This window comes from Thermoanaerobacterium sp. RBIITD (genome assembly GCF_900205865.1).
In the GTDB taxonomy this organism is placed as follows: domain Bacteria; phylum Bacillota; class Thermoanaerobacteria; order Thermoanaerobacterales; family Thermoanaerobacteraceae; genus Thermoanaerobacterium.
This window is the reverse complement of record NZ_LT906662.1, coordinates 2,851,591-2,875,506: the sequence shown is the minus strand read 5'-3', so window position 1 is coordinate 2,875,506 and position 23,916 is coordinate 2,851,591. Positions and strand designations below refer to the sequence as shown.

The window sequence follows — 23,916 nt, the reverse complement described above, 5'->3', positions numbered from 1 at the left end:
TCTGCAATCTTTTTTATTCTTTCCATATAAAAAGGATTATTGCCTTTTTTTATTTCAGTATTTTTTTATTTTTAATTTTGTTTCATTGAAACAGCCATCTGCAGTGCATCGATAGGCTTGAAATTATAATTTATATAGTAAACGCTTGAATCTTTTGTCCAATAAATATTAGTTGTTGTTTTCCCATTAAATATATTTACAACTATTAATCCTTTATAAAGAGGAACAGGTAAATTATAATCCTGGAGATATTTAACCATCTGTTTCGCAAGTTCTATTTCTGGTTTCTCCCCTGCATTTACTTCTACTATCCATCTGCCTTCTCTCCATTGTATACTCGTAATACCATTTTTGTAATATACATTTCCCCAAATAAAATCCTTGTAATTAAGTTTTTTGCTTTTATCATCTATAATAAATCCGTTGTTAAGTTCAATCGTTTTTATATAGTTTTCCGCATCATCGCTAGAACTAAATAGAGAACCACCAAAATTTCCGAGAATGTTATTAAAATTTTCCCTATATATCTCTATTTCGGGGCTATTTATGTCAATAGGTTTATCAGTTAAAATTAGGTCAACCTTGTAATTTCTATTGAATTTTCCCATATAAGGTATTGCAGCAATATATGAATTTTTCTTTACATCAGGTAATGGTACAACAGATGGTGCATAAATCTTAATAATAGAGTTATCGGCAAAATCCTTTAAGGCATCAATTATTACAGGATTTACCAATTTATAATCAATTTGATTATTGCCATTTTTTACAGGGTATTGTTGCTGCCATGTTTGACCTCCATCTAATGTGCTCAGAATTATGCCATTACCATTTTTTGTCGCTGCAATCCATCCATTATATGTGTCTACAAATGAAATTGGTGTAATTCCCTCGATAAGACTTTCTGAATCAAATTGAGGTATATCATATTTATTCCATGTATTCCCATCGTCAGTTGTTCTTGATATAATTATCTTTCCATTATCAGCTACTGGATTTATTCCAATAACAAATGCGGTATTTTTATCAACGACATTAATCGTACTTACATATGAGCCCAAATTATTATTTGATTCATGCTCACCATATAAGCCTTTAAAGTATCCTTCTTCAGCAATAGTTTGCCATTTTCTTCCGCCATCACTTGTCTTTAATAGCATATATGGTTGATGATTCATAGCTGTCTTACTGCCTCTATAAAGTACCCAAATGTTATTGTAGTCAAAAGTATCTAAAACAACATCACATTTACCCTTCAGATTTGGGTCATATGACAAATTCCACGTCAAACCTCCATCTTTTGTATAATATAAATTATTGTTATATGAAGCCCACCCGTTGTATTCATCAATAAAATCATAGGATTCAATTTTAATCTTTGTATTTATACTTTTCCATGACTGGCCACCATCTAATGTTAAATATAACTTTCCATTAGATATGCCAAACCCCTTATTGATGTTTACAAATTTGATGTTCTTAAGCTTTTCCTTAGGGTAGGGTAATTCCATCCATGACTTGCCACCGTCTGTCGTCCTTAACAAAGAATTATCTGATAAAGCCCATCCGTAAAGAGAATTTATAAAGTCAAATGAGGTAATATTAAATGAGCCAGTATATTGCACAGCCCAATTTTGCCCGCCATCGTTAGTTGCCAATATTATTCCTTGTCCTCCAGCCCATCCATCCTTTCCATTGATAAAATATATAGCTTGAAGGCCAAATTTGGGACTGTTATTTAAACCGTATCTATATGTTAAATTGTTATTGCTCTTTACTGTGCCGCTCATAATACCTTTTTCCTGTACTTTATTAAAGCCGCACCCTGAAATAAAAAACATTAGTATTAACATAAGAATAACCGACTTAAAATATCTTCGCCACATGTTTTGTGACTCCTTTTTATTATATTTCTCATATAAATTCTATCAAATTTATTTATAAAGTTTATTAAAAAATTATTAAATTTTCTTTCCATATGGGCATACTTTTATACAAATACCGCAAACAGAACCTCTTCCTATGTGCTTAAATTTTTTATTCATATACTCACTACATGCCCTCGCATCAACTATCTCATTTCTCAGCATCCCAGCTTTCCATGTTTTCCCATATAATGCCATCGCAGGACAATTTCTGACACATAGATTGCAATTACCGCATTTGCTGATTTCGATCGGTGTACCGGAACTTAGTTTCATGTCAGTTAATATGGTGCCAAGTCTTACTCTCGGGCCATATTTTTCTGTAATCAAAAGACCATTTTTACCTATCCAGCCCAATCCCGCTTTTGTTGCAGCTGTCTTGTGTTGAAAAAGTCCTCTATACTCTCCAAGTTCTTTAATAGATTGTGAAGCCGGTACAGCAAGTGCATTATAACCCCATTCTTCTAACATTAAAACAGCCCTCAATGTAATCTGATCAATCAAAGTATTTACAGAACGATAATGATGAAAATACGTATATGTCGGCTTATCACTGATTTCATCTATTATCCTATTCGACAATTTTACAATAACTGTTATACCATATCTTAAATCTTTTAAACTTTCTGGAAGAACATCAATTAAATCTGAAAAGCCAATATCTGATGCACCCCACTCTTTAATTTTTTTTATTAAAATTTTTTCATTGTCCACTAAAATCACCTTTTTATTGTTCGTTTTCAAAAATATTTTAACATATAATAACCAATTTTTAAAAGAATAAATTAAACATATCTACACAAATTAATTATGGGAAAATAAATGAGGAGGGATAAAAATGGCAAGAGGAAGTTGGAATGATAAACCAAAAGTTGTTCCTGAAGCACACCAAGCACTTGATAATTTAAAATATGAAATTGCATCTGAAATGGGTTTACCCGTTAAACAAGGTTCTGAAGACTATTGGGGAAATTTATCTAGTCGTGATTGTGGCGCAGTTGGAGGACACATGCTTAGAAGAATGGTACAATTCGCTGAAGCAGCAATGTCAAATGGCACAAGCATAGGTAGTGGAAAACCAGCACAAGGCGGTGCGAAAGGTGCTGCAGGCAGTGAAGCAGGATATATGCTTAATTAGTTTAAAAAGAGAGTATTTATAAATACTCTCTTTTTTTAATATATATTTTGTGCTAAAATATATATAACATACAATATATAGTAAGGAGAGTGATATGTTGAACTACGAAATACAGGAATTGGCTGAAAATAAGCTCATTATACTATATATATTGAATAGAATCGATATGCCCATAACAGGCGAACAGATCAATAGAATAATACTTGATAATAATTTAATGAATTATTTTTATTTAAGACAGTATTTAAATGAACTTGAAGAAAGCAAATTCATTATACTGGAAGATAATAAATATAACTTAACTGATTCTGGCTTAAATGCTCTAAAATTATTTTTTAAACATATACCCGAAGAGACAAGAAAAAAAATTGATGAATATGTAGTCATAAATAAAGAGAAATTTAAACAAGAATCCCAGTATGTTGCTACATATTACAGAAAATCTGCTAATGAATACATTGCAAATTGCAAAGTCATAGAAAATGAAATTGTGCTTATTGAAATTAATTTAAGCTTAGTCAATGCCCAGCAGGCAAAAATCGTCTGTGATAATTGGAAACAAAAGTCAAATGATGTTTACAGTTATATAATAAAAGCCCTTACGCCTCAAGAATGAGACCATCGGGCTCTTTCCCTACTTCTATACTTTTCTCTATTGATAGTTTGTCGATATTTACAATCAATAACTTATTTTCTCCTGCATTGGATATAAACGCATAATTTTCATATAGGCTAATATATGAAGGCATGTAACCACAGAATAATTCATCATATTGAAGCGTTTTTAAATTTATTTTCATCAAAGTGTTTGAGCAAGAATTGATAACAAACAAATAGTCTTTGCAAAAAGCTATTGATGTCGGTAATTTGCCACATTTAATTTTGTTTAGTACTTTGTCTTCTAATACGTCATAAATAGTTATCGTACCGTCAAGTCCCGTCTCGAGATAAGTATTTGTTATAAATAAATATCTTTCATCATCGGAAAAACACATACCAAATGGTCTTGAATCAACTATTAAATCCTTTTCTGTATTAAAATCACATGGATTTATAAATGTTATAGAATCTGAATTCATGTTTGAAACAAAAATTCTGTCATATCTTTTATTATATAGAATTTCTTGTGGCTGTCCTCCAACTTTGATTTGTTCTGAAATTTTTCCACATTCAACATCAAATATGCTGACACAATCTGCATCACCGTTTGTTATAAAAATATGATTATTTAAAATAAAGCCATCATTAGGACATGAGCCAGCATAAAACGTATTAATCAATTTAAAATCATTTAAATCTATAATACTTATTGAATCGTCAAATACATTAAGTGAATAAAGCTTATTGCATTCTTTATTAAACAATAATCTGTGCGGTCCGACAAATGGCTCCTGACTTTTGCTGTTTCTTAAAAAATTATTTTCATTAGGTACCAATTTGATAAATTTTTTGTTATTTACATTTTTAATACGAGCTATAGTATCGTCACCTTTATTTGCTACAAATATATTCAAGACACATTCCCCCCACACATATGCTACTTTATAATATGCATGGGAAAAATTAATGCCACAAAAATGGTCGGGGCAACAGGATTTGAACCTGCGACCTCACGGTCCCGAACCGCGCGCGCTACCTCTGCGCTATGCCCCGACGCAATTACAATTTTATCATAAATAGATCGATATTTCAAGTAAGCTTTCAGTCTTTAATGCATATGGCATATTTTCATCATTTAAATATGCTTTTATAAATTTATCTTCGTTCCATATAAAACCAAGGACAGGCATTTTATCTCTTTCTCCCTAGCTTCTACCTTAAACTATCTGTCCAATTTCCTATTTCACCTGTTTTAGGAATTATTACTATGTCCTTTTCATTACATTTGATTACACCTAATTTTGCTCTATTACTTCTGCAAATAATGTATAAATACTTTGGCGCGAAATATCACATTCTTATAATTGCATATATTCATAATTATTTAACATATTATGCTTTGTAAATTCATATCCTTATTTTATGCTATTGTATTTTTTATATTAATTAATATTATTTTTAATTAGATTAATGCTGTTTTAACCATTATTTTATTACTTTATGAAATTATATTTTATTAAAATTGCAATTGACAGATAAATGAATGTAGTGTATAATAAAAACATCAAATATAGGGGGTATGTTATTATGAATTATCTTAATATCGAAATTGTAAATAATACAAATGAACATATATTTTTTGATTCCACAAAAGAATGCAATGCAAAAACTTGTATCCACAACTGTAATAGTCATTGTATGGCTTTTAAGGATCAAAATTGTGATTTCTTTGAAAATATGCTATACCAAGAACAATAATATAGCGGCCAATTCGGCCGCTTTTATCACATGTCTATAATTTTTTCATATAAATCTCGTACATCATATTTTATATTCTCTTCTCTTGCAATTTTTAAAAGTCTTAAGTATTCTTGTCTTGCAAAATCATATTTCAATTTGGCAAGTTTTGTTTTAAGGTAGTTGTCTTTTTCTACTCTTTCAAGATATAATTCACTTTCCTTCAATTGCTTTAGTGCTTTATCTATCTCTCGTAGAAGATCTGTATCATTATATTCCACACAACCACCTTCTTGAGACTATAGTTTTCTATATTATATTAATTAAAAGACTAAAATATTACCTTTCTTAAATATGTCCTTACATGTCCGATCATGTATAGCGAACCACAAAACAATACCATGTCATCTTGGTGTGCCATTTTAAGTGCCATATCAGTCGCATCATCTATATTATCAAAATGCAAGACATTTGTGCTACTTATCTTTTCAGACAACTCTTCAGCCGTATAAGCTCTTTCACTAATAGGCATCGTAGTTATTACATAGTCAGCTTCCGGTGTAATTAATTTAATCATGTTTGAAGTATCTTTGTCTTTTAACATTCCAACAACAAGGATGAGTTTTTTATAAGTAAAAAGTTTCAATGCATCTTTCAACACTTTCATACCTTGGGGATTATGCGCACCATCAATCACAATCAATGGTGATCTATTTATGACTTCGATTCTACCAGGCCATTTCGCTTCGTTAAGACCTTTTTTTATAGTATCTATATCGATATTAATGCCATATGATTTTAATTTATCAATTGCCATAACCGCTAATACAGCATTGTATATTTGATGTTTACCGATAATCCTTATCTCAAGATTTTTATAATTTTTATAATCAAATATCTGATGCACACTATTTGATTCATTAATCTTGACATCATCAGCATTCATAACAGTAAGGGTAGCATTTTTTAAATCACAGATCTCTTTAATAACCTTTAATGCTTCATCTCTTTGATAGAAACTAACTACTATGCCGTCTTGTTTTATAATACCTGCCTTTTCAAAGGCTATCTTACTTATAGTATCTCCAAGTTTATCCATATGATCAAAATCAATTGTTGTTATAACAGATACCAATGGTTTATTTATTACATTTGTTGCGTCATATCTTCCACCAAGGCCAACCTCAAGTACGACGAAATCAACTTTTTCATCGTAGAAATATTTAAAAGCAATTGCTGTTATAACTTCAAATTCTGTAGGATGATTATACCCCTCACTAATCATTTTATCGATTATAGGTTTTATATATTCTACATAATTTGTGAGCTTCTCCTTAGGAATATTTTCATTGTTAATTCTCATCCTTTCTTCAAATTCCTCTAGATATGGTGATGTATATAGCCCAACCTTATAACCTGCATCAATCAAAATACTATTTATAAATGAGCATGTTGAGCCTTTACCATTTGTACCAGCAACGTGTATAATTTTGAGCTTTTCCTGAGGATTATCCATGTATTCAAGTAAACGCCTGATATTATCAAGGCCTAATTTTACACCAAATTTATATGTATTGTGAATGTAATCTATCGCATCTTGATATCTCATTATTTCATCCTCCAAAATTCAAAACCCCAGACAGGGGTAGTTTTTGTCTGAGGTTTTTTCATAGAAATAATCCCATCAATATTTCATCGACGTAATTATCACCTATTTTGAATTGTTGTTTTCTTCTCCCTTCTATCTGAAAACCATACTTTTCATATAGGTGTATTGCATTTAAGTTTGAACTAAAAACGCTTAAACACAGTTTTTTATAATTCTTCCTCTTCGCCCATTCAATTGTATATTCAAAAAGCTTTGAACCGATTCCGTTATTTCTAAATTCAGAATCGATACTTATGCCTATTTCACCTACATGTTGAACTTTAGGTGACCTGCCGCCATAATAGCGGAAAAGTGTCAAACAGCCAATTATATTTCCACCATAATCTGCAACAAGAATTAAATCTTTTTCATGGTTAAGTTTTCTTATTAATTGCCTTTCTTCCTCTTCCGTCAACGTATAATTTTCTGTAACCATGTACAGCTTCTCTTTTCCAACACTATCAATGAGTTTTACTATTCCTTTAGCATCCTTTATATTTGCTTCTCTTATGGCTAATGTAGGCTTTTTCTCAACCTTTTTGAATAAAGTAAACATTATATAACCTCCCGTGAGGCATCAAATTACTTTCTAAGATATTCTATTCTCTCTTCAATATTTTCAAGCATCTCTCTGTATTTTGATAGTTTTTCTCTCTCAGCATCAACGACATTCTTCGGTGCCTTATTAACAAAGCACTCATTTTTTAACATTCCCTCAGCACGTTTTATTTCACTAATTATCTTTTCTCTTTCGCTATTTAATCTATCTATTTCAATGCTTATATCGATAAGATCCTCGAGCGGCACAACAATTAATGCGCCTTCAATAGAACCTGACATAGCTTTCTGCGGAAGTCTATCTTTATTATTTTCATATATTACTTCGCTGGCACCAGCCAACTTAATAATATAATTTTTACCATCTTTAAACACATTTATAACATTGTTGTTATCAGATGATATTATAACTCTCGCTTTTTTCGATGGTGTTACATTCGCTTCGGCCCTTAGGTTTCTTATTGTTCTTATAGCATTCATAATAAGTTCCGTCTTTTTTGCATCATCTTTATAATTTAACTCTTCCTTATATTCCGGCCATTTACTTAACATAATGCTTTCACCATCATGTGGTATATTCTTCCATATCTCTTCTGTTATAAAAGGCATAAATGGATGTAATAGTCTCAATGTATTATCAAGAACATACCTTAAAACAGATTTTGTTATTTTTTTGGCTTCAAAATCATCGCCATAAAGTACAGGCTTACTTAGCTCGATATACCAGTCACAAAATTCGCTCCATATAAAGTCATATAGTTTGCCTGCTGCAATACCAAGTTCGTACTTTTCAAGGTTTTCTGTGACTTCTTTTACTACATTATTAAACCTTGTTAATATCCATTTATCAGCTAAATTTAAATTTTCTAAATATAATGCTGTATCATCACTATTTAGATTTAATAGCACATATCTTGATGCATTCCATAATTTATTTGCAAAATTTCTGCTAGCTTCAACTTTGTCATCGCTAAACCTCATATCATTTCCTGGTGCATTTCCAGTTATTAGAGTAAATCTAAGTGTATCTGCACCGTATTTATCTATTATTTCAAGTGGATCAATTCCGTTTCCTAATGATTTACTCATCTTTCTACCTTGTGAATCCCTTACAAGGCCATGTATAAGGACATGCTTAAATGGCACTTCTTTCATGAATTCAAGGCTCATAAATATCATTCTAGCAACCCAGAAGAATATAATATCATATCCTGTAACAAGTACATTTGTCGGGAAGAAATATTTTAAGTCTTCTGTTTTATCCGGCCATCCCATTGTAGAAAACGGCCATAATGCAGAGCTAAACCATGTATCAAGAACATCTTCATCTTGATGTATATTCGTGCTTCCACATTCTTCGCATTCACTTGGGTCATCTTTTGATACGGTAATATGGCCGCAATCGTCACAATACCATGCTGGTATTCTGTGTCCCCACCAAAGCTGCCTCGATATACACCAATCTTTAATATTATTTAGCCAATTATTATATATCTTTTCAAATCTTTCAGGAATAAATTTTACCTTACCTTCTTTTACAGCTTCTAGTGCCGGTTTAGCCAAAGGTTCCATTCTAACAAACCATTGCTTTGATAAAAGTGGTTCAACTGTTGTATGGCATCTATAGCAGTGGCCTACACTGTGATTGAGGTCTTCTACTTTTAAAAGAAGTCCCATACTAGTAAGTTTTTCAACAATCCTCTTTCTGGCATCATATCTATCAAGACCGGCATATTCACCACCATTTTCATTTATGGATGCATCCTCATTCATTATATTTATGAAATCAAGATCATGTCTTATTCCCATCTCAAAATCATTTGGGTCATGTGCAGGTGTTACTTTAACAGCACCAGTACCAAATGTAGGATCAACATAATTATCTTCAATAACTGGTATCTCACGGCCTACTATAGGTAAAATAAGAGTTTTTCCTATCACATTTTTAAATCTTTCATCATCTGGATTAACAGCAACAGCTACATCACCAAGCATTGTTTCAGGTCTCGTTGTTGCTATAACAACATAATCATCTTCATCTTTTATAGGATATTTAATATACCAAAGATGACCTGCTTCATCTTCATGTTCTACTTCAGCATCAGAAAGGGCGGTTTTACAGCTGGGGCACCAATTTATTATCCTATCGCCACGATATATTAAATCTTTTTTATACAATGAAACAAATACTTCTCTTACAGCTTTTGAACACACATCATCAAGAGTAAATCTCTTCCTCGTCCAATCACATGAAGATCCTAATTTTTTGAGCTGATCTAAAATGCGATTTTCATATTTTTCTTTCCAGTCCCATGCTCTATCAAGAAATTTTTCCCTTCCTATATCTCTTTTGGTAAGCCCTGTTTCTTCTTTGAGTTTATCAAGGACTTTGACTTCTGTTGCTATGCTTGCATGGTCTGAACCAGGTATCCAAAGAGCTGCGTATCCTTGCATCCTTTTCCATCTTATAATTATATCCTGCATCGTGTTATCAAGTGCATGTCCCATATGCAATTGCCCTGTTATATTTGGTGGTGGTATAACAATTGCAAAAGGCTTTTTGTTATAGTCTATTTCTGTTGTAAAATATCCTTTTTCTAGCCATTCATTGTAAATTCTATCTTCAAATTCTTTTGGATTATACGTCTTTGCAATATCCATTTTTATCTCCTTTCAATATAATTATATTCCATTTTTAAGTAAATTAAAAAAACCTTCCCCAGTTAAGGGCGAAGGTTATCCGCGGTACCACCTTGTTTTATTTCTTAAGCTATATCGGGCATACCCGCTTAAACCTACTTAAATTTCAGTTTACAGGCTCCAGTGCTACCTTCAATGTACTAAAGGCAAGGAAACCTTTCAGCCTTTTGAGTATCCCTCTCTTTTGCCCCGTACACCTACTCCTCACTTTCACAGCCAAAATATGTGATTAATATATAATATATACATTATTAATCAAATTGTCAATATCGATATTTGTCAACTTAATAATTATTTTAGGTTGACAAATAATAGACTGCAATTATATAATATTAATAAATTCAAATTATAGGAGGCAAATCAAGTGAATCAAGAAAATGTACATAACAGCAATTTTCAAGCAAAAACTATTTTATCATTGCGAGAAATGATACTTGCAGCATTTTTTGCAGCACTAACTTTTATCATGGGATTTATCAGCATACCACTGCCATTTTCACCGGTGCCTATTACAGGGCAGACTTTTGCTTTAATGTTAACAGGAAGCCTCTTAAACCCAATTACTGCTTTTTTTAGTATGGTAGTGTATTTGTTACTTGGTGCTATAGGTATACCTGTCTTTGCAGGTCTTCACGGCGGAATAGGTGTATTATTAGGACCCACAGGTGGTTACCTTTTTGCAATGCCTATTGCGGCACTTATCATGTCATTATTAATAAGAAAAATAAAACTTAATTATTTAAAACTAATTCTTATAAATATTTTTGGCGGCATTTTAGTTGTATATGCAATTGGAATACCACAACTTGCATATGTAGCCGGTATAGGATTAAAAAAAGCACTTCTTGTAGGTGCAGTTCCTTATCTAATTGGTGATTTTATAAAAGTTCTGATAGCATCATACCTGGCTTTAAAGCTCAGACCTATATTAAATAGATACAAATAAAAGCATTAAAAAACTGAAAGGAATATCCTTTCAGTTTTTTAATTTAGGAGTGGGTTAATGTATCTTTTATGATGCCATCCTTTGCTTCATGTTGTTAATTTCAAGCTCATGTTTTCCATACATTGTACACAAAGAATTCATGCTCAACTTTGTTTCCTCAATAAATTCTTCTGGCATCACATTTATTTTTTCAATAGATGCTTCAAGAAGAGTAAATCTGTCATTTACTTCTTGTCTGAACTCATCAAATTCCTTCTTTGTAATTTCTTCATGAACATCTTGCCATTCTTTCATAACAGCTATGTCGCCCTTAATACCTTCAATGTCAAACTTAATTTTGCTTATATCTTTTTCTACTGCATCAAGCCTTTGCTCAACCTTATCAAGCCTTTGCTCAACCTTATCAAGCCTTTGCTCAACTTTATCAAGCCTTTGCTCAACTTTATCAAGTCTTTGCTCAACTTTATCAAGTCTTTGCTCAACTTTGTCCATTCTCTTTGCTAGATTATCTACTTTTACATTTAATGTGACTATTTCCTGCTTAATTTCTTCCTGACCCGCCAACACCTTGTTAAGAAGCGATAAAATCTGTTCCTCCATCCTTTTCCCTCCTAATATGCATTACATGTTTAGAGTAACATTTTAAAATATATAAATCAATATGTATAGCAAATTATTTAATCTATATAAATGAACATATGTCGTAAAAAATATTTTTAAGAATCATAATCATGTAGAATTTTCAGAATGGATTGTATAGAAAGCCCGGTTTTTTCAGCAATAGCTTTTAAATCTTCAAACTCTGGATGCATTTTTATATATTTTCCATCCAAGTAACCCCTTTTTACACGTATATTGCCTAAAGGTGTATTAACAACTTTAAAATCTCTTTGAAGTGCATATCTTTCAACCGAGTATTCCCTTATACCGAATGTCGATGTATCTTCAAAAATAATCCTTTTTAATACATCTGTTTTTCCCTCACTACACAGTACAGACAATTTATGTGCTGGTCTTTGTTTTTTCATTATAATAGGCGTTATAAATGCATCAAGTGCACCATTCTTAAATAGCTTTTCAAATATGTACTGGTAGTATTCTGGGCTCATATCATCTATATTCGTTTCAAGGACTTTAAGAATTTCTACTTTTTTTTTACGTCAATTATGCCGACCATAGTCCTTAGTACATTAGGTATTTCAAAATCCTTTAGTCCTGCACCATACCCTATAGATTTTATCTCAACTTCTGGAATTATGCCAAATTCATCAGCAAGCGTTTTAGCAATAGCTGCACCCGTTGGTGTTACAAGCTCACCTTTTATTCCATTATCATATATAGGAATATCTCTTAATAATTCCATTGTTGCCGGTGCCGGTACAGGTATCAACCCATGTTGACTATTTACAAATCCTGAGCCTATTGGTAATTTTGAAAATATAATCTTGTCAGGCATAATCATATTTATGAGTATAGATGTACCTACTATATCGACAATTGAATCCACAGCACCAACTTCATGAAAATGCACTTCATCAGATGGTAATCCATGAATTTTCCCTTCTGCATCCGCTATATTTTGAAATATCCTTAAGCTCATTTCCTTGACATTTTTGTCTAAATTGCTCTTATTTATAATATCTTGTATATCCTTCATTGACCTATGATGATGGTGATGGTCATCATATTCAACCTTAAAGGTATTTGCAGTTATCCCATTTTTCTTTGTCGTTCCAAAAACCAAGTTGTAACCTTCAAGAGATAATCCTTTTAATTCATCTTTAAATTTTTCAGCATTAATGCCATGGCTTAAAAGTGATGATATTGTCATATCACCGGATATACCCGAAAAGCAATCAAAATAAAGTATCTTCATCTATTACTCTCCTATCTTATTTATTAAACTTGCAGAATAGGCTGCACCGAAACCATTGTCTATATTAACAACACTTACACCGCTTGAGCATGAATTAAGCATTGCAAGTAATGCTGATAAACCATGAAAATTTGCACCATATCCTATGCTTGTCGGCACAGCTATAATTGGGCAGCCAACAAGCCCGCCAACGACAGTAGGTAACGCACCTTCCATGCCAGCTATACATATTATAACTCTAAATTCACGTATCTCATCAATCTTGTTTAATAATCGATGTATTCCAGCTACACCCACGTCATATATACGCTTTACTGAATTACCCATTAGCTCGGCCGTTACTGCTGCTTCCTCTGCCACAGGCAAATCAGATGTACCAGCAGCAATAACACCAATAACACCCTTTGTCTTGGTAATATCTTCTGCTTTAATAGAAATAATTCTCGCTAAATCATAGTATTTTACATCGTCGCAAACTTCTTTTAATGCCTCATAATGTTTAATAGAGGCTCTCGTTCCCAATACATTGCTTCCTCTTTCAAACATATGCATAGCTATTTCTTTTACTTGTTTCGGTGTCTTGCCTTCACAATAAATAACTTCCGGGAAGCCCTTTCTAACTTCCCGGTTGTAATCAATCTTTGCAAATCCAATATCTTCATATGGAAGATGATTTAGTATATTTATAGCGTCATTTAGCTCAATCATGCCATCCTTGTATTTTGTCAGTACATCCTTTAGAGTTTTTTCATACATTATTTATCATCTCCGCCACTGCCTCGTTCATGCTGCCGGTTCTGTAACCTTCAAGGTCTAACGAAACATATTTAAATCCTACTCCCTTAAACTTTTTTATGACATCTTTTCTCATATTTTCATCCATCATCATGTTTATCTGGTCTTGCCTAAGCTCTATCCTCGCAATGTCGCCATGGTGCCTCACCCTAAAGCCAACAAATCCTAATTTTAAAAGATAATCTTCAGCCTTCTCCACCATTGATAATTTATCACTGGTTATCTCTTCACCATATGGGAAACGGGATGAAAGGCAAGCATATGCAGGTTTATTCCACGTTGGAAGTCCTAACTCTTTTGACATTTTTCTTATATCATCTTTTGTAAAGCCACATTCCAAAAGAGGGCTTTTAACACCTAGTTCCTTTGCCGCTCTTCGTCCCGGCCTAAAATCACCTGTATCATCTGCATTTGTACCATCAAGTACATATTTCATGCCTTCTTCTTCAGCAACCTTTATAAGCTTAGAGAATAACTCACTTTTGCAGTAATAACACCTATTTACGTGATTCTTTGCAAAGCCTTCAATCTCTAACTCTTCTGACCTTATAATTTTATGCCTAATGCCGATTTCTTTTGCGAGTTTTATAGCTTCTCTAAATTCCCTTTCAGGATATGTTGATGACGTAGCTGTAACCGCAATAGCCTTATCTTTTAATACATCATAGCATATTTTTAAAAGGAAAGTACTGTCGACACCACCTGAAAACGCAATAACTGCACTTCCAAGCTCTTCTATGTATTTTTTTAATTTTTCATATTTTTCGTTTAATAGCATAACATATACCCCCCTTTAAAAATATACCATAAAAATAATAAATTTCAAAATTATATCTTGAATGCCTTAATAGCATTATCCATTTTTTCTGCAACATCTTTCAACTTTTCTGCCGAATTTGAAAGTTCTTCAACTGTTGAAAGCTGTTCCTCTGCAGATGCACTGACTTCTTCAGATGAGGCAGCAGATTCCATAGATAACGATGATAAATTCTCCATCGACTTCATTATCATATTTTTATCTGTTTTCATAATCTCTATGTCCTTAGAGACATCATCAATCATTTCTGTTATATCATTTATAAACTTCTCAAATTCTATAAAAGAATTTTGAGTACCGTAAACAGCATCTTTCTGTATTTCAACAACTTTATTCTCTATATTGATTGATTCATATGTTTTATTAATAGCTGAAACAATATTATCTATTATTTCTCTAATCTTTCCGGCAGATTCTGCAGATTTTTGTGCGAGATTTTTTACTTCCTCAGCAACAACGGCAAATCCCTTACCAGCTTCACCGGCCCTTGCAGCTTCTATAGCAGCATTTAATGAAAGTAAATTTGTTCTTTTTGATATATCTTCGATTGTCTCTGTTATCTTGCCTATTTCCGTCGAATTTTCTTTTACGATATTAATGCTTTTGAATACATCTGAAGCAGCTTTCAAATTATCATTTGTGCTCTGCTCCAATTCATTAAGCTTTGATACACCATTCGATTTAATTTTATCTGCCTTATTCGAGTATTCTTTCATTTTCGTCATACTGCTTATTATGTTATCTAACACATTACCAAATGATACCACTTTATTATACCCTTCACTTATCTCATTAGATTCCTGCGTTGCCCTCTTAGATATATCCTCAATCGCAGATGCCACATCTTCTATAGTTTTTGTTGTTTCTCTCGATATTTCAGCTAGGGTTTTAGCAGATACATTTACATTATCACCCGATTCTTTTATTGTCGAAACTAGTTCTTTTAAGCGGTCAATAGTATGATTGTATTCCCTTTCTAGTATTCCAAATTCATCTTTCCTTTTCGCATCAACATATGTTGTTAAATTACCTTCTCTTAACTGCGTCATGGCATTTAACAGCTTTTTAACCGGATGTGTAAAGCTATTTGCGTATATATACGCAATTAAAATAGATATGATACAGAATAATACGATTATAAAAGCAAAAGTTCTTTTAATTTTATTAACACCTGACATAAAATCTTGAACCGGAATTGTACCCATTACTTTCCACCCTGTTAAGGCATTTGTTTGATATAAAATTATTCTATCTGCATTGTTATAATTTGTCATAATATATCCTGTTCGATTTTTGAATACATCTTTGGAATAATCTCTTTTATGTATATCAAATCCAATTTTATCTTTACTATTATGTGCAAAAATAATGCCATTCTTGTCAACCAAGAAAGGATAACCACTTTGGCCAAGCCTTACATTTTTTACCATGTTAATAAATCCATAAAGATTAAGGTCAATACCAGCTACACCTATTACTTCATTTGTGATGGGGTTTAAAACAGCTTGTGAAACGGTAATAATGTAATAGCCATCAATGTCCTTATGAAGCTCAGACCAAAATACATTCCCTTTCGCTTTTATTGCACCTTTATACCAATCCTCCTGTGTAGGATCGAAATTTGAACTTGGTGTAGTAGGAAATGTATAAATATTCTTATCAGCTGTAGCGAAATATATGGTCTTTGCATCTGGTGTCATATCTTTTAATTTTATCAATATACCATTTATCCTGTCTGAATCTATTCCTCCACTTATCATTAAATTTGAATCACTTTTGGTAAAATATGTTAAATTATTTGATATACTATTAAGGTACAATGTCAATTGGTTGTTTATAGATGTTATAGTATTTTGCATATTGCCTTTAGTCAAATTTGACACTTCGTTTGTAGTAAAAACATATGTTAAAATACCACTTAACGATAAAGAAATAATAACAATAGCTAATATCATAATACTTATTTTTAATCTGATTCCTATAAATATGTTCCTATTTTTCAATTAAAGATCCCCCCGATAATAGATAATTGTATATTATCATGTATCGGCAGGTTTTCTGAAAACTTTAAAGGCATAGTTATATAATTACTATCCATGACTAGAAAAACTATAATAAAAGATATATTATTGTCTATTATAGAATTTAAATTCAATAGAATATATTGCAAATGCAATAAGTGCAAGCAGTAAAGCAACAATCATCAAAGTCAGCCCATATGGCCATCCAAATATGGAGAAAATTATAGCTATGTAGAAAAGAAGTGTTGTAGCCTTCCCATATTTATTTGCAGGTATTGCAATATCCTTTTTTCGATAGAGTATAAATGCACCAATAATCATTGAAAATTCCTTTATCAATACAATCAAAATTATAAAAAACGGTATAATGCCCTTTAGCCAAAGGCTAACAAGCACTGTAATAATCATCAATTTATCTGCAAGTGGATCCATCAAAATTCCCATCTTTGTAATCTGATTGTAGTGACGCGCAATATAGCCATCGAGAACATCTGTTATACCGGAAACAATAAATATAATAGCTGCAAATATATTTCCATCTGTAATATAAAAATAACTGTATACAAATATCGGTATCAATATAAATCTCAAAAGAGTTAAAACGTTCGGTATGTTCATGCCTACACCTCTTAAAGTATTATCATATGTATTATATTATTTATTAAAGAAAAAGTAAATAAAGGCCTTTAATGGCCTTTAACTAATTTTATCACCTAATCCTATTTCAAATACAAACTCATTATCACATTTTTTAACATCATTTATATTATTAATGTATTTTACAAACCTGTTTTCTTTTGTATGAACTTCAATAATCTTTAATCTTTTTGTTAAAGATATTCTCTTAACTATTGAGTTTATTATATCCCTAGTTTTGCAGCAAATTCTTATATAACGTAACCCGAAACCATTAATTTTACTAATGATTTCGGGTAAATTTATTTTAAAATTTTGTCATTTTTATATGGATTTTTCTGGATTATTGTGTTATAATTAGTATTAAAGGGGGAGCGATGCTACTATGTATCTTAGAAAAGCTACAAATAAAAAAACTGGCCGTACATACTTATCTATTGTTCATAATTATTGGGATAAAAATACCAAAACCACAAGATCTGTAACCATTGAATCTCTTGGTTACCTTGATGAATTGGAAAAAAAGTATGAGAATCCTATTGAATTTTTTACTCACGAAGCGAAAAAGTTAGAGGAACAAAGATTATCTGAAAATGCTCATCTTACGTTTACTATTGCTAAAAATGAGTTGATACCTTCTAACTCTGTTAATCGTAAAAACTTTGGCTATGCAGCTTTTAGTAAAATTTATCATGAGCTTGAAATAGATAAATTTCTAAAAAACAGACAACGTCACTCAAAAGAAGAATATGATGCTAATGCTATCATGAAACTTCTTGTATTCTCACGCTTATTGTATCCTGCTTCAAAGAAAAAGACTTATGAGAATAAAGATATATTCTTTGAGAAATTTGATTTTTCTTTGGATGATGTTTATAGATGTCTTACTTTTTTCAACAAGCATAGTGAAGCTTTACAACTTTGGATTCATGAGCACATTAAATCTTTGTATGATCGTAATACAGATTTGGTTTACTATGATGTTACTAACTATTATTTTGAAATTGATGAGCAGGATGAATTGCGTAAAAAAGGAGTTTCTAAAGAACACAGACCGGATCCGATTGTACAGATGGGATTATTTATGGATACCAATGGTATCCCCATTACATATAAGCTTTTTCCTGGTAATGTGCCTGATAAAACTACTTTGATTCCAGCTTTAAGCAGGATCCAACGAGAATATTCTTTAGGTAGAATAATTATTGTAGCAGATAGAGGATTAACTACTGGTGATAATATCTGGTATATTCTATCAGCTAAGAACGGCTATGTATTAAGTTATTCTATTCGTAGTGCAGACAAAGATTTTCAGGATTATGTTCTTGATGAAAGCGGATATATTAATAAGGGTAATGGCTTTAAAATCAAATCAAGACTTTACCCTAGGGAAATTCAAGTAACTGCAACGAATGGCAAAAAAATAAAAAAGGTAGTAGATGAGAAACAAGTTATTTTCTATAGTCCTGAATATGCAGCTAAAGCCAAGATAGATCATGCAGCTTCAATAGCTAAAGCAATGGATATGATTAAAAATCCTGGGAAGTACAATAAATCTATATCATATGGTGCAGCTAAATATGTAAAGAATCTTGTTTTTGATGCTGATACAGGGGAAATATCCGAGAGTGTGCGTCAGCATTTGGCTTTTGACGAAGAAAAATTACGTGAAGAAGAAAAATTTGATGGCTATTATGCTATAGTGACCAGTGAATACAAAGAGACGCCTGAAAAAATAATTGACATGTATCGTGGGCTTTGGAAGATAGAAGAATCCTTCAAAGTAACGAAAAGTGATTTTGAAAGTAGACCTGTCTATTTGTCGCTAAAAGAGCATATTGATGCTCACTTTTTGATATGCTTTATAGCACTTGTAATTGTAAGGATATTAGAATATAGATTGAAAGGCAAATATTCGGTAACAGAAATACTTGAAAGTCTTGGTAAGGCATGCTGCAGTCATATCAAAGAGAATTATTATTTATTTGATTTTTGTAATAATGCTCTTGAAGATATTGGAAAAGAGTTAAACATTGATTTTAGAAAAAAAATTATGAGTCTTGGGGAAATAAAAAAATCTTTAGCACAGACAAAAAAGTTCTGATCTCACCATGAATCTTTGACAAAAGCAAAAAGCCCAAAACCCTTTATTTTAAAGAGGTTATGGGCATTTTTTGTCCTTTTTTACTGCAAAAGTCAGGACAAGCACTGTAATAATCATCAATTTATCTGCAAGTGGATCCATCAAAATTCCCATCTTTGTAATCTGATTGTAGTGACGCGCAATATAGCCATCGAGAACATCTGTTATACCGGAAACAATAAATATAATAGCTGCAAATATATTTCCATCTGTAATATAAAAATAACTGTATACAAATATCGGTATCAATATAAATCTCAAAAGAGTTAAAACGTTCGGTATGTTCATGCCTACACCTCTTAAAGTATTATCATATGTATTATATTATTTATTAAAGAAAAAGTAAATAAAGGCCTTTAATGGCCTTTAACTAATTTTATCACCTAATCCTATTTCAAATACAAACTCATTATCACATTTTTTAACATCATTTATATTATTAATGTATTTTACAAACCTGTTTTCTTTTGTATGAACTTCAATAATCTTTAATCTTTTTGTTAAAGATATTCTCTTAACTATTGAGTTTATTATATCATGCATTATATCATCGTTGATGTTTTTATCATTGTCAAGGTAAATAAACATACTGCATTTTTTAAGCTGCCAATCAATATTGTAGAGTCCACAAAATCCTATGTTATTTCCTCCATTTGTTTGTAATATAAATACTTTTCTGTTCTTTCCAAATGGTATATTCAATACATTTCCACTTCCGCGAGATGACTTGAACATATTGATCAAAAATTTAACTACATCAACATCTCTAAGCCATAATGAAAAAATCCTTCTGTCTTTTTCATCCATATTTCTTAATAATATCTTTTTTGCTTTCACATTAACACCACCTATATATTTATTATTCTTTATAAATTTAAAAAATCCTTCTTACTAATAGAAAATAATTTTCGACAAATCGGTGGCGTTATATATAAAGCTAAATTAGGAAGCAGAATGCTTCCTTAATATTTTAATGGTATATCTTTTGCTATCGATGAAAATATTGATGCAATTGATGCCCCAATAAATATCATCATTATTATAAATACTATTATCACAACAATAATCGGAAGGAAGAAAGTAAGTGTCGCGTTGCCTCCATTCATCTTATAGTTCTCTTTAATCGCAATAATTTGAAGAACAATAGACCATATAAAAAATATCAAAACAAATAACCAGTTGATATTCCATCCAGTAAATCTAACTAACAAATTTGACAAGGTTAGAAATATCATAGGAAGTGTTGCAAAGGAAAGTCCAGCATATAGCCCCTTACCTGTCCCTATAATGTCTCCTTCTACCTCTTTTGTCTCATGTTCTTCCTCATCACCTTCAGCAATCTCCTTTAAAGACATTTCGGGTGTATCCTTTGTAAACATCTTTGAATCCATAAATTCTGCAATAAGGTGATATATTGCTGTTTTTATAAAAGCTGTCATAGGGTTTATAATTATTGCAAAAGCTATGGCCATAGAATAAAAAGCAGGAATAATTTTTCCAAAGCTGGGAAAATTCGGCTCATTTGTTAATAAGTGATTATATGCCGAATAATCACGTGTGAGAGTCGGTAGTAAACCAGTTATAATAATTACAATTACGGCCTGCCAGAAAGGCTTCTTTCTAACAATCTCCCTTAAAGTCTCAACAGGTTGAAATAATATACCATACAATCTGTCAAAAAAATTCATACTATACCTCCTTAAACTTTTCTATTAATTTATATTCGACTAAAATGTCATTTTTCCTTTCAATTTTATAAATTTTTGTTGAAGGATAATTTTTATGTATGTAGAATATATATATTGGGGTGATTTTATGCAAGCAGCAATAATAAAAGATATACAGCTTTTATCAAATCCAATAATGGACTACATATTTATTGCAATAACAATGCTTGGCAGTTCCGGATTTTATTTTTTAGTTCTCCCGGCATTTTACTGGTGTATTGACAAAAGATTTGGTTTAAAACTCAGTGTCATCCTTATATCATCAATTTATGTAAACACAATTGTAAAAGAAGTAACAATGGTACAAAGGCCTATTGGATATCCCGGAATAAGATCAATCTTTACCCAATCAGCAGGAGGCTATTCCTTTCCAAGCGGACATGCTCAAGGGTCTACGACACTTTGGGGGACTTTAATGATTCACTACAAGAAAAAATGGCTTAATATTTTAGGTATCGCCATCATAGTATTAGTATCTTTATCAAGGCTTTACCTCGGTGTTCACTGGCCCGTTGACATATTCGGCGGAATATTGATTGCTGTTCTAATAATCATTGTAGGTGAACTAGTTGATAATATATTAATTGAAAGTAAAGTAGATATACCATTTATTTACAAAATGATATTATCTATTGCTTTACCAGCACTTTTAATAATCATATTCCCATATAAGGATAATTTTGAATACATGGGATTACTCTCAGGAGTTCTAATGGGCTATTTCATTGATGAAAAATACTATGCTTTTACAGTTAATAACAAAGTAAACAAACAAATTTATAAAATAATTATTGGAGCTATAATATTTTTAGTGTTACAAAGCGGGCTAAAATTTATTCTTCCATACACAGATATATTTAATGCAATAAGATATGGAATAAGTGGATTATGGTTATCAATCGGCGCACCGCTAGTATTTAATAAACTTAAATTAAACCAAAAAACAGTATAATACTTGTAGGGTTAATTTCCTTCAAATATTACAATTTTTCCATTATATCTTTGACATTTACCGCATAATCTAAAACTCTACTTAAGTCCTCACCGATCTCAATAGTCCTTTTTATTTTTGTTGATTTAGATATGTCACCGATAAGGATTGCACCTATTAACCTACTATCCTTCATAAATAATTTGTAGTATGCATTACTATCTCTATATCCATATGGCGTTGCATTGGACAGCTTAACTCTAAATATAGTATGTATAGTATGGTTCATTTGATATTATTGTAATTTTTGAATCTTCATCGTCCTTTCTTATGTTTTCCGCAGCAGAAAGCGCGGCAATGCCATTGCCTATTATGACGTAATTCACCTTTATCAATTCCTTTCACCACACTCTTGATTTATGTAAAAAGTGACATCTGGTGTTATATGCAAAAATACATATAACACTCTTTACACTATACAAGTGATGATGCAAATATTCTACCAAAATCTCTGCATCTTTCTAAATCATCATCATCTGGTATAAAATTAACCTTAAGTCCCGGCTCTACAATATTAAGTTTCAAGCCCTTTAGCCTTTCCTCCATTAAAGGTATCGCTTCGCCACTCCAACCATATGAGCCAAAAACTGCAGCGGCCTTGTTCTTATTCTTTATAGGATTGACCCTGTCAATAACATCCCAGATCGGTTCAACGGCATCGCCTGTTATTGTTGGTGAACCAAATAAGATGCCATCTGCTTTTTCAATCTTATCCTTTGCTTCGTCAAGGTTAACCGCTTTTGCATTGTATATCTCAACATCTATAACACCAGAATCTTTGATGCCTCTACCTATCTCTTCTGCCATCTTTCTCGTATTACCATATGCTGATACGTAATAAATCAATATTTTTTTTCTTTCACCTGGTATATTTGAACTCCATTCTTTGTACTTTTCGATATATTTACCTATATCCTTTCTTAAAACAGGTCCATGGCCTACAGCAATGACATCAATCGGTAAATTTTTAACTTTCTCTATAGCTTCTAAAACTCTTGGTTTAAATGGGCTTACTATTGAGTCAAAATACAGTTTATATGCATCAGAAAAATCATCCTCAAGGTCATTAAACAGATGTTTTGGTGTATAATGGCATCCAAATGCATCACATGTAAAAAGCACTTTATCTTCTACCAAATAAGTAAACATCGTGTCTGGCCAATGCAAGAATGGCGCCATAATAAATTTTAAAGTCCTTCCACCTAAGTCTAATGTATCTCCATCTTTAACAACTCTTGAATTAAAATCATGGTTAACTTGACCTTTTAAAAATGTAATAGCAGTCCTGCTTCCTATCACTTCAGCATTTGTCGCTTCATTTAAAAGCTTTGGAAGTACACCAGAATGATCGGGTTCTGTATGGTCAAGGATGATATAATCAATCTCCTTTGGATCGACAAGACTCCTTATTTTTTCAATATACTCATCGTAAAATGGTTCTTTTACTGTTTCAACTAAAGCTATTTTTTCGTCGCCTTTAATGAGATAAGAATTATATGAAGTCCCCCATGGTGTTCTCCACACAATATCAAAATACTCAAGATCGGGATCCAATACACCTATCCAATAAATATTATTTTTAACTTTAATTACTTTATCCATACATAGCACCTCACTATTAATAATTATTTTCCTTTAATATTGATTTTCTATCATCT

Annotated in this window: 25 protein-coding genes and 1 tRNA gene; 5 read left to right on the top strand and 21 right to left on the bottom strand. The window is 31.8% G+C overall.

Annotated elements, in window-relative coordinates:
• Positions 1-71: 71 nt before the first annotated feature.
• Together CPG45_RS13865 and CPG45_RS13860 are read right to left on the bottom strand one after the other, a co-directional pair.
• Complete coding sequence (locus tag CPG45_RS13865) at positions 72-1,886, bottom strand: WD40/YVTN/BNR-like repeat-containing protein (RefSeq protein ID WP_096232456.1); 1,815 nt, start codon at positions 1,884-1,886, stop codon at positions 72-74.
• 75 nt (positions 1,887-1,961) lie between these two features.
• A complete protein-coding gene (locus CPG45_RS13860; protein ID WP_096232454.1) occupies positions 1,962-2,639 on the bottom strand; it encodes a 4Fe-4S double cluster binding domain-containing protein in 678 nt (225 codons plus the stop codon).
• Positions 2,640-2,763: 124 nt separating this feature from the next.
• Between CPG45_RS13860 and CPG45_RS13855 the strand changes: the two genes are divergently transcribed.
• Together CPG45_RS13855 and CPG45_RS13850 are read left to right on the top strand one after the other, a co-directional pair.
• Positions 2,764-3,063 carry an alpha/beta-type small acid-soluble spore protein gene (locus CPG45_RS13855; RefSeq protein ID WP_096232452.1) on the top strand — a complete coding sequence of 100 codons (300 nt, stop codon included), beginning with the start codon at positions 2,764-2,766 and terminating at the stop codon, positions 3,061-3,063.
• A gap of 94 nt (positions 3,064-3,157) precedes the next feature.
• On the top strand, positions 3,158-3,679 hold the full coding sequence (locus CPG45_RS13850) for a DUF4364 family protein (protein WP_231968798.1): 522 nt from the start codon (positions 3,158-3,160) through the stop codon (positions 3,677-3,679).
• Here CPG45_RS13850 and CPG45_RS13845 read toward each other — a convergent pair.
• The 6 genes from CPG45_RS13845 to CPG45_RS13820 all read right to left on the bottom strand — a co-directional run bounded on the left by CPG45_RS13845 (position 3,663) and on the right by CPG45_RS13820 (position 10,267).
• A complete protein-coding gene (locus tag CPG45_RS13845; RefSeq protein ID WP_096232450.1) occupies positions 3,663-4,577 on the bottom strand; it encodes a YncE family protein in 915 nt (304 codons plus the stop codon). The genes CPG45_RS13850 and CPG45_RS13845 overlap by 17 nt on opposite strands.
• Before the next feature lie 64 nt (positions 4,578-4,641).
• Positions 4,642-4,716, bottom strand: a tRNA-Pro gene (locus CPG45_RS13840).
• Positions 4,717-5,447: 731 nt separating this feature from the next.
• On the bottom strand, positions 5,448-5,681 hold the full coding sequence (locus CPG45_RS13835) for a hypothetical protein (RefSeq protein ID WP_096232448.1): 234 nt from the start codon (positions 5,679-5,681) through the stop codon (positions 5,448-5,450).
• Positions 5,682-5,731: 50 nt separating this feature from the next.
• A complete protein-coding gene (locus tag CPG45_RS13830; protein WP_096232446.1) occupies positions 5,732-7,009 on the bottom strand; it encodes a bifunctional folylpolyglutamate synthase/dihydrofolate synthase in 1,278 nt (425 codons plus the stop codon).
• Positions 7,010-7,067: 58 nt separating this feature from the next.
• A complete protein-coding gene (locus CPG45_RS13825; RefSeq protein ID WP_096232445.1) occupies positions 7,068-7,604 on the bottom strand; it encodes a GNAT family N-acetyltransferase in 537 nt (178 codons plus the stop codon).
• Positions 7,605-7,630: 26 nt separating this feature from the next.
• Positions 7,631-10,267, bottom strand: a complete 2,637-nt coding sequence (locus CPG45_RS13820) for a valine--tRNA ligase (RefSeq protein ID WP_096232444.1) — start codon at positions 10,265-10,267, stop codon at positions 7,631-7,633.
• A gap of 403 nt (positions 10,268-10,670) precedes the next feature.
• Here CPG45_RS13820 and CPG45_RS13815 point away from each other — a divergent pair, with 403 nt between their 5' ends.
• Positions 10,671-11,252 carry a biotin transporter BioY gene (locus CPG45_RS13815; RefSeq protein ID WP_231968797.1) on the top strand — a complete coding sequence of 194 codons (582 nt, stop codon included), beginning with the start codon at positions 10,671-10,673 and terminating at the stop codon, positions 11,250-11,252.
• Positions 11,253-11,318: 66 nt separating this feature from the next.
• On the opposite strand, the gene CPG45_RS13810 is transcribed toward CPG45_RS13815, so the two are convergent.
• The 7 genes from CPG45_RS13810 to CPG45_RS13780 form a co-directional block, all read right to left on the bottom strand.
• Complete coding sequence (locus CPG45_RS13810) at positions 11,319-11,852, bottom strand: hypothetical protein (protein ID WP_096232443.1); 534 nt, start codon at positions 11,850-11,852, stop codon at positions 11,319-11,321.
• A gap of 116 nt (positions 11,853-11,968) precedes the next feature.
• Positions 11,969-12,361 carry a nickel pincer cofactor biosynthesis protein LarC2 gene (larC2, locus tag CPG45_RS17990; RefSeq protein ID WP_096232442.1) on the bottom strand — a complete coding sequence of 131 codons (393 nt, stop codon included), beginning with the start codon at positions 12,359-12,361 and terminating at the stop codon, positions 11,969-11,971.
• Between the two features lie 35 nt (positions 12,362-12,396).
• Positions 12,397-13,128 (bottom strand): nickel pincer cofactor biosynthesis protein LarC, encoded by a 732-nt coding sequence (gene larC / locus CPG45_RS17985; RefSeq protein WP_096232441.1) that lies wholly within the window; start codon positions 13,126-13,128, stop codon positions 12,397-12,399.
• A gap of 3 nt (positions 13,129-13,131) precedes the next feature.
• Complete coding sequence (larB, locus tag CPG45_RS13795; protein ID WP_502695824.1) at positions 13,132-13,836, bottom strand: nickel pincer cofactor biosynthesis protein LarB; 705 nt, start codon at positions 13,834-13,836, stop codon at positions 13,132-13,134.
• A gap of 40 nt (positions 13,837-13,876) precedes the next feature.
• Positions 13,877-14,701, bottom strand: a complete 825-nt coding sequence (gene larE / locus CPG45_RS13790) for an ATP-dependent sacrificial sulfur transferase LarE (protein ID WP_096232439.1) — start codon at positions 14,699-14,701, stop codon at positions 13,877-13,879.
• A 50-nt stretch (positions 14,702-14,751) separates the two neighbouring features.
• Positions 14,752-16,743, bottom strand: a complete 1,992-nt coding sequence (locus CPG45_RS13785) for a methyl-accepting chemotaxis protein (protein WP_096232438.1) — start codon at positions 16,741-16,743, stop codon at positions 14,752-14,754.
• 123 nt (positions 16,744-16,866) lie between these two features.
• The gene (locus CPG45_RS13780; protein ID WP_096232437.1) at positions 16,867-17,379 is read right to left on the bottom strand and encodes a CDP-alcohol phosphatidyltransferase family protein; all 513 of its coding nucleotides are present in this window, start codon (positions 17,377-17,379) and stop codon (positions 16,867-16,869) included.
• A gap of 403 nt (positions 17,380-17,782) precedes the next feature.
• On the opposite strand from CPG45_RS13780, the gene CPG45_RS13775 reads away from it, so the two are divergent.
• Positions 17,783-19,501 carry an IS1634 family transposase gene (locus CPG45_RS13775; protein ID WP_096230283.1) on the top strand — a complete coding sequence of 573 codons (1,719 nt, stop codon included), beginning with the start codon at positions 17,783-17,785 and terminating at the stop codon, positions 19,499-19,501.
• 57 nt (positions 19,502-19,558) lie between these two features.
• Here CPG45_RS13775 and CPG45_RS13770 read toward each other — a convergent pair whose 3' ends face one another.
• The 3 genes from CPG45_RS13770 to CPG45_RS13760 all read right to left on the bottom strand — a co-directional run bounded on the left by CPG45_RS13770 (position 19,559) and on the right by CPG45_RS13760 (position 21,228).
• Positions 19,559-19,828, bottom strand: a complete 270-nt coding sequence (locus CPG45_RS13770; RefSeq protein ID WP_350354075.1) for a CDP-alcohol phosphatidyltransferase family protein — start codon at positions 19,826-19,828, stop codon at positions 19,559-19,561.
• 78 nt (positions 19,829-19,906) lie between these two features.
• Complete coding sequence (locus tag CPG45_RS13765; RefSeq protein WP_096232436.1) at positions 19,907-20,377, bottom strand: hypothetical protein; 471 nt, start codon at positions 20,375-20,377, stop codon at positions 19,907-19,909.
• Between the two features lie 125 nt (positions 20,378-20,502).
• Positions 20,503-21,228: a YIP1 family protein gene (locus CPG45_RS13760; RefSeq protein WP_096232435.1), complete on the bottom strand. Its 726-nt coding sequence runs from the start codon at positions 21,226-21,228 to the stop codon at positions 20,503-20,505.
• A gap of 127 nt (positions 21,229-21,355) precedes the next feature.
• Between CPG45_RS13760 and CPG45_RS13755 the strand changes: the two genes are divergently transcribed.
• Positions 21,356-22,219, top strand: a complete 864-nt coding sequence (locus tag CPG45_RS13755) for a phosphatase PAP2 family protein (RefSeq protein WP_096233628.1) — start codon at positions 21,356-21,358, stop codon at positions 22,217-22,219.
• 28 nt (positions 22,220-22,247) lie between these two features.
• Here CPG45_RS13755 and CPG45_RS13750 read toward each other — a convergent pair whose 3' ends face one another.
• The 3 genes from CPG45_RS13750 to CPG45_RS13745 all read right to left on the bottom strand — a co-directional run bounded on the left by CPG45_RS13750 (position 22,248) and on the right by CPG45_RS13745 (position 23,860).
• Positions 22,248-22,487, bottom strand: coding sequence for a hypothetical protein (locus CPG45_RS13750; protein ID WP_096232434.1), 240 nt, complete (start codon positions 22,485-22,487; stop codon positions 22,248-22,250).
• Entirely contained in the window at positions 22,459-22,584 is a 126-nt protein-coding gene (locus tag CPG45_RS17035) for an FAD/NAD(P)-binding oxidoreductase (protein ID WP_172856581.1), read from the bottom strand. Before CPG45_RS17035 ends, CPG45_RS13750 begins: the two co-directional genes overlap by 29 nt.
• Positions 22,585-22,672: 88 nt before the next feature.
• Positions 22,673-23,860, bottom strand: coding sequence for an FprA family A-type flavoprotein (locus CPG45_RS13745; protein ID WP_096232433.1), 1,188 nt, complete (start codon positions 23,858-23,860; stop codon positions 22,673-22,675).
• Positions 23,861-23,916: the final 56 nt, after the last annotated feature.

Excerpts from the sequence above, each read along its gene's own strand:
- CPG45_RS13865 (WP_096232456.1), bottom strand. The coding sequence starts at position 1,886 with ATGTGGCGAAGATATTTTAAGTCGGTTATTCTTATGTTAATACTAATG.
- CPG45_RS13855 (WP_096232452.1), top strand. The coding sequence starts at position 2,764 with ATGGCAAGAGGAAGTTGGAATGATAAACCAAAAGTTGTTCCTGAAGCA.
- CPG45_RS13850 (WP_231968798.1), top strand. The coding sequence starts at position 3,158 with ATGTTGAACTACGAAATACAGGAATTGGCTGAAAATAAGCTCATTATA.
- CPG45_RS13830 (WP_096232446.1), bottom strand. The coding sequence starts at position 7,009 with ATGAGATATCAAGATGCGATAGATTACATTCACAATACATATAAATTT.
- CPG45_RS13825 (WP_096232445.1), bottom strand. The coding sequence starts at position 7,604 with ATGTTTACTTTATTCAAAAAGGTTGAGAAAAAGCCTACATTAGCCATA.
- CPG45_RS13820 (WP_096232444.1), bottom strand. The coding sequence starts at position 10,267 with ATGGATATTGCAAAGACGTATAATCCAAAAGAATTTGAAGATAGAATT.
- CPG45_RS13810 (WP_096232443.1), bottom strand. The coding sequence starts at position 11,852 with ATGGAGGAACAGATTTTATCGCTTCTTAACAAGGTGTTGGCGGGTCAG.
- larC2 (WP_096232442.1), bottom strand. The coding sequence starts at position 12,361 with ATGAGCCCAGAATACTACCAGTACATATTTGAAAAGCTATTTAAGAAT.
- larC (WP_096232441.1), bottom strand. The coding sequence starts at position 13,128 with ATGAAGATACTTTATTTTGATTGCTTTTCGGGTATATCCGGTGATATG.
- larB (WP_502695824.1), bottom strand. The coding sequence starts at position 13,836 with ATGATTGAGCTAAATGACGCTATAAATATACTAAATCATCTTCCATAT.
- larE (WP_096232439.1), bottom strand. The coding sequence starts at position 14,701 with ATGCTATTAAACGAAAAATATGAAAAATTAAAAAAATACATAGAAGAG.
- CPG45_RS13780 (WP_096232437.1), bottom strand. The coding sequence starts at position 17,379 with ATGAACATACCGAACGTTTTAACTCTTTTGAGATTTATATTGATACCG.
- CPG45_RS13775 (WP_096230283.1), top strand. The coding sequence starts at position 17,783 with ATGTATCTTAGAAAAGCTACAAATAAAAAAACTGGCCGTACATACTTA.
- CPG45_RS13770 (WP_350354075.1), bottom strand. The coding sequence starts at position 19,828 with ATGAACATACCGAACGTTTTAACTCTTTTGAGATTTATATTGATACCG.
- CPG45_RS13760 (WP_096232435.1), bottom strand. The coding sequence starts at position 21,228 with ATGAATTTTTTTGACAGATTGTATGGTATATTATTTCAACCTGTTGAG.
- CPG45_RS13755 (WP_096233628.1), top strand. The coding sequence starts at position 21,356 with ATGCAAGCAGCAATAATAAAAGATATACAGCTTTTATCAAATCCAATA.
- CPG45_RS13750 (WP_096232434.1), bottom strand. The coding sequence starts at position 22,487 with ATGAACCATACTATACATACTATATTTAGAGTTAAGCTGTCCAATGCA.
- CPG45_RS13745 (WP_096232433.1), bottom strand. The coding sequence starts at position 23,860 with ATGGATAAAGTAATTAAAGTTAAAAATAATATTTATTGGATAGGTGTA.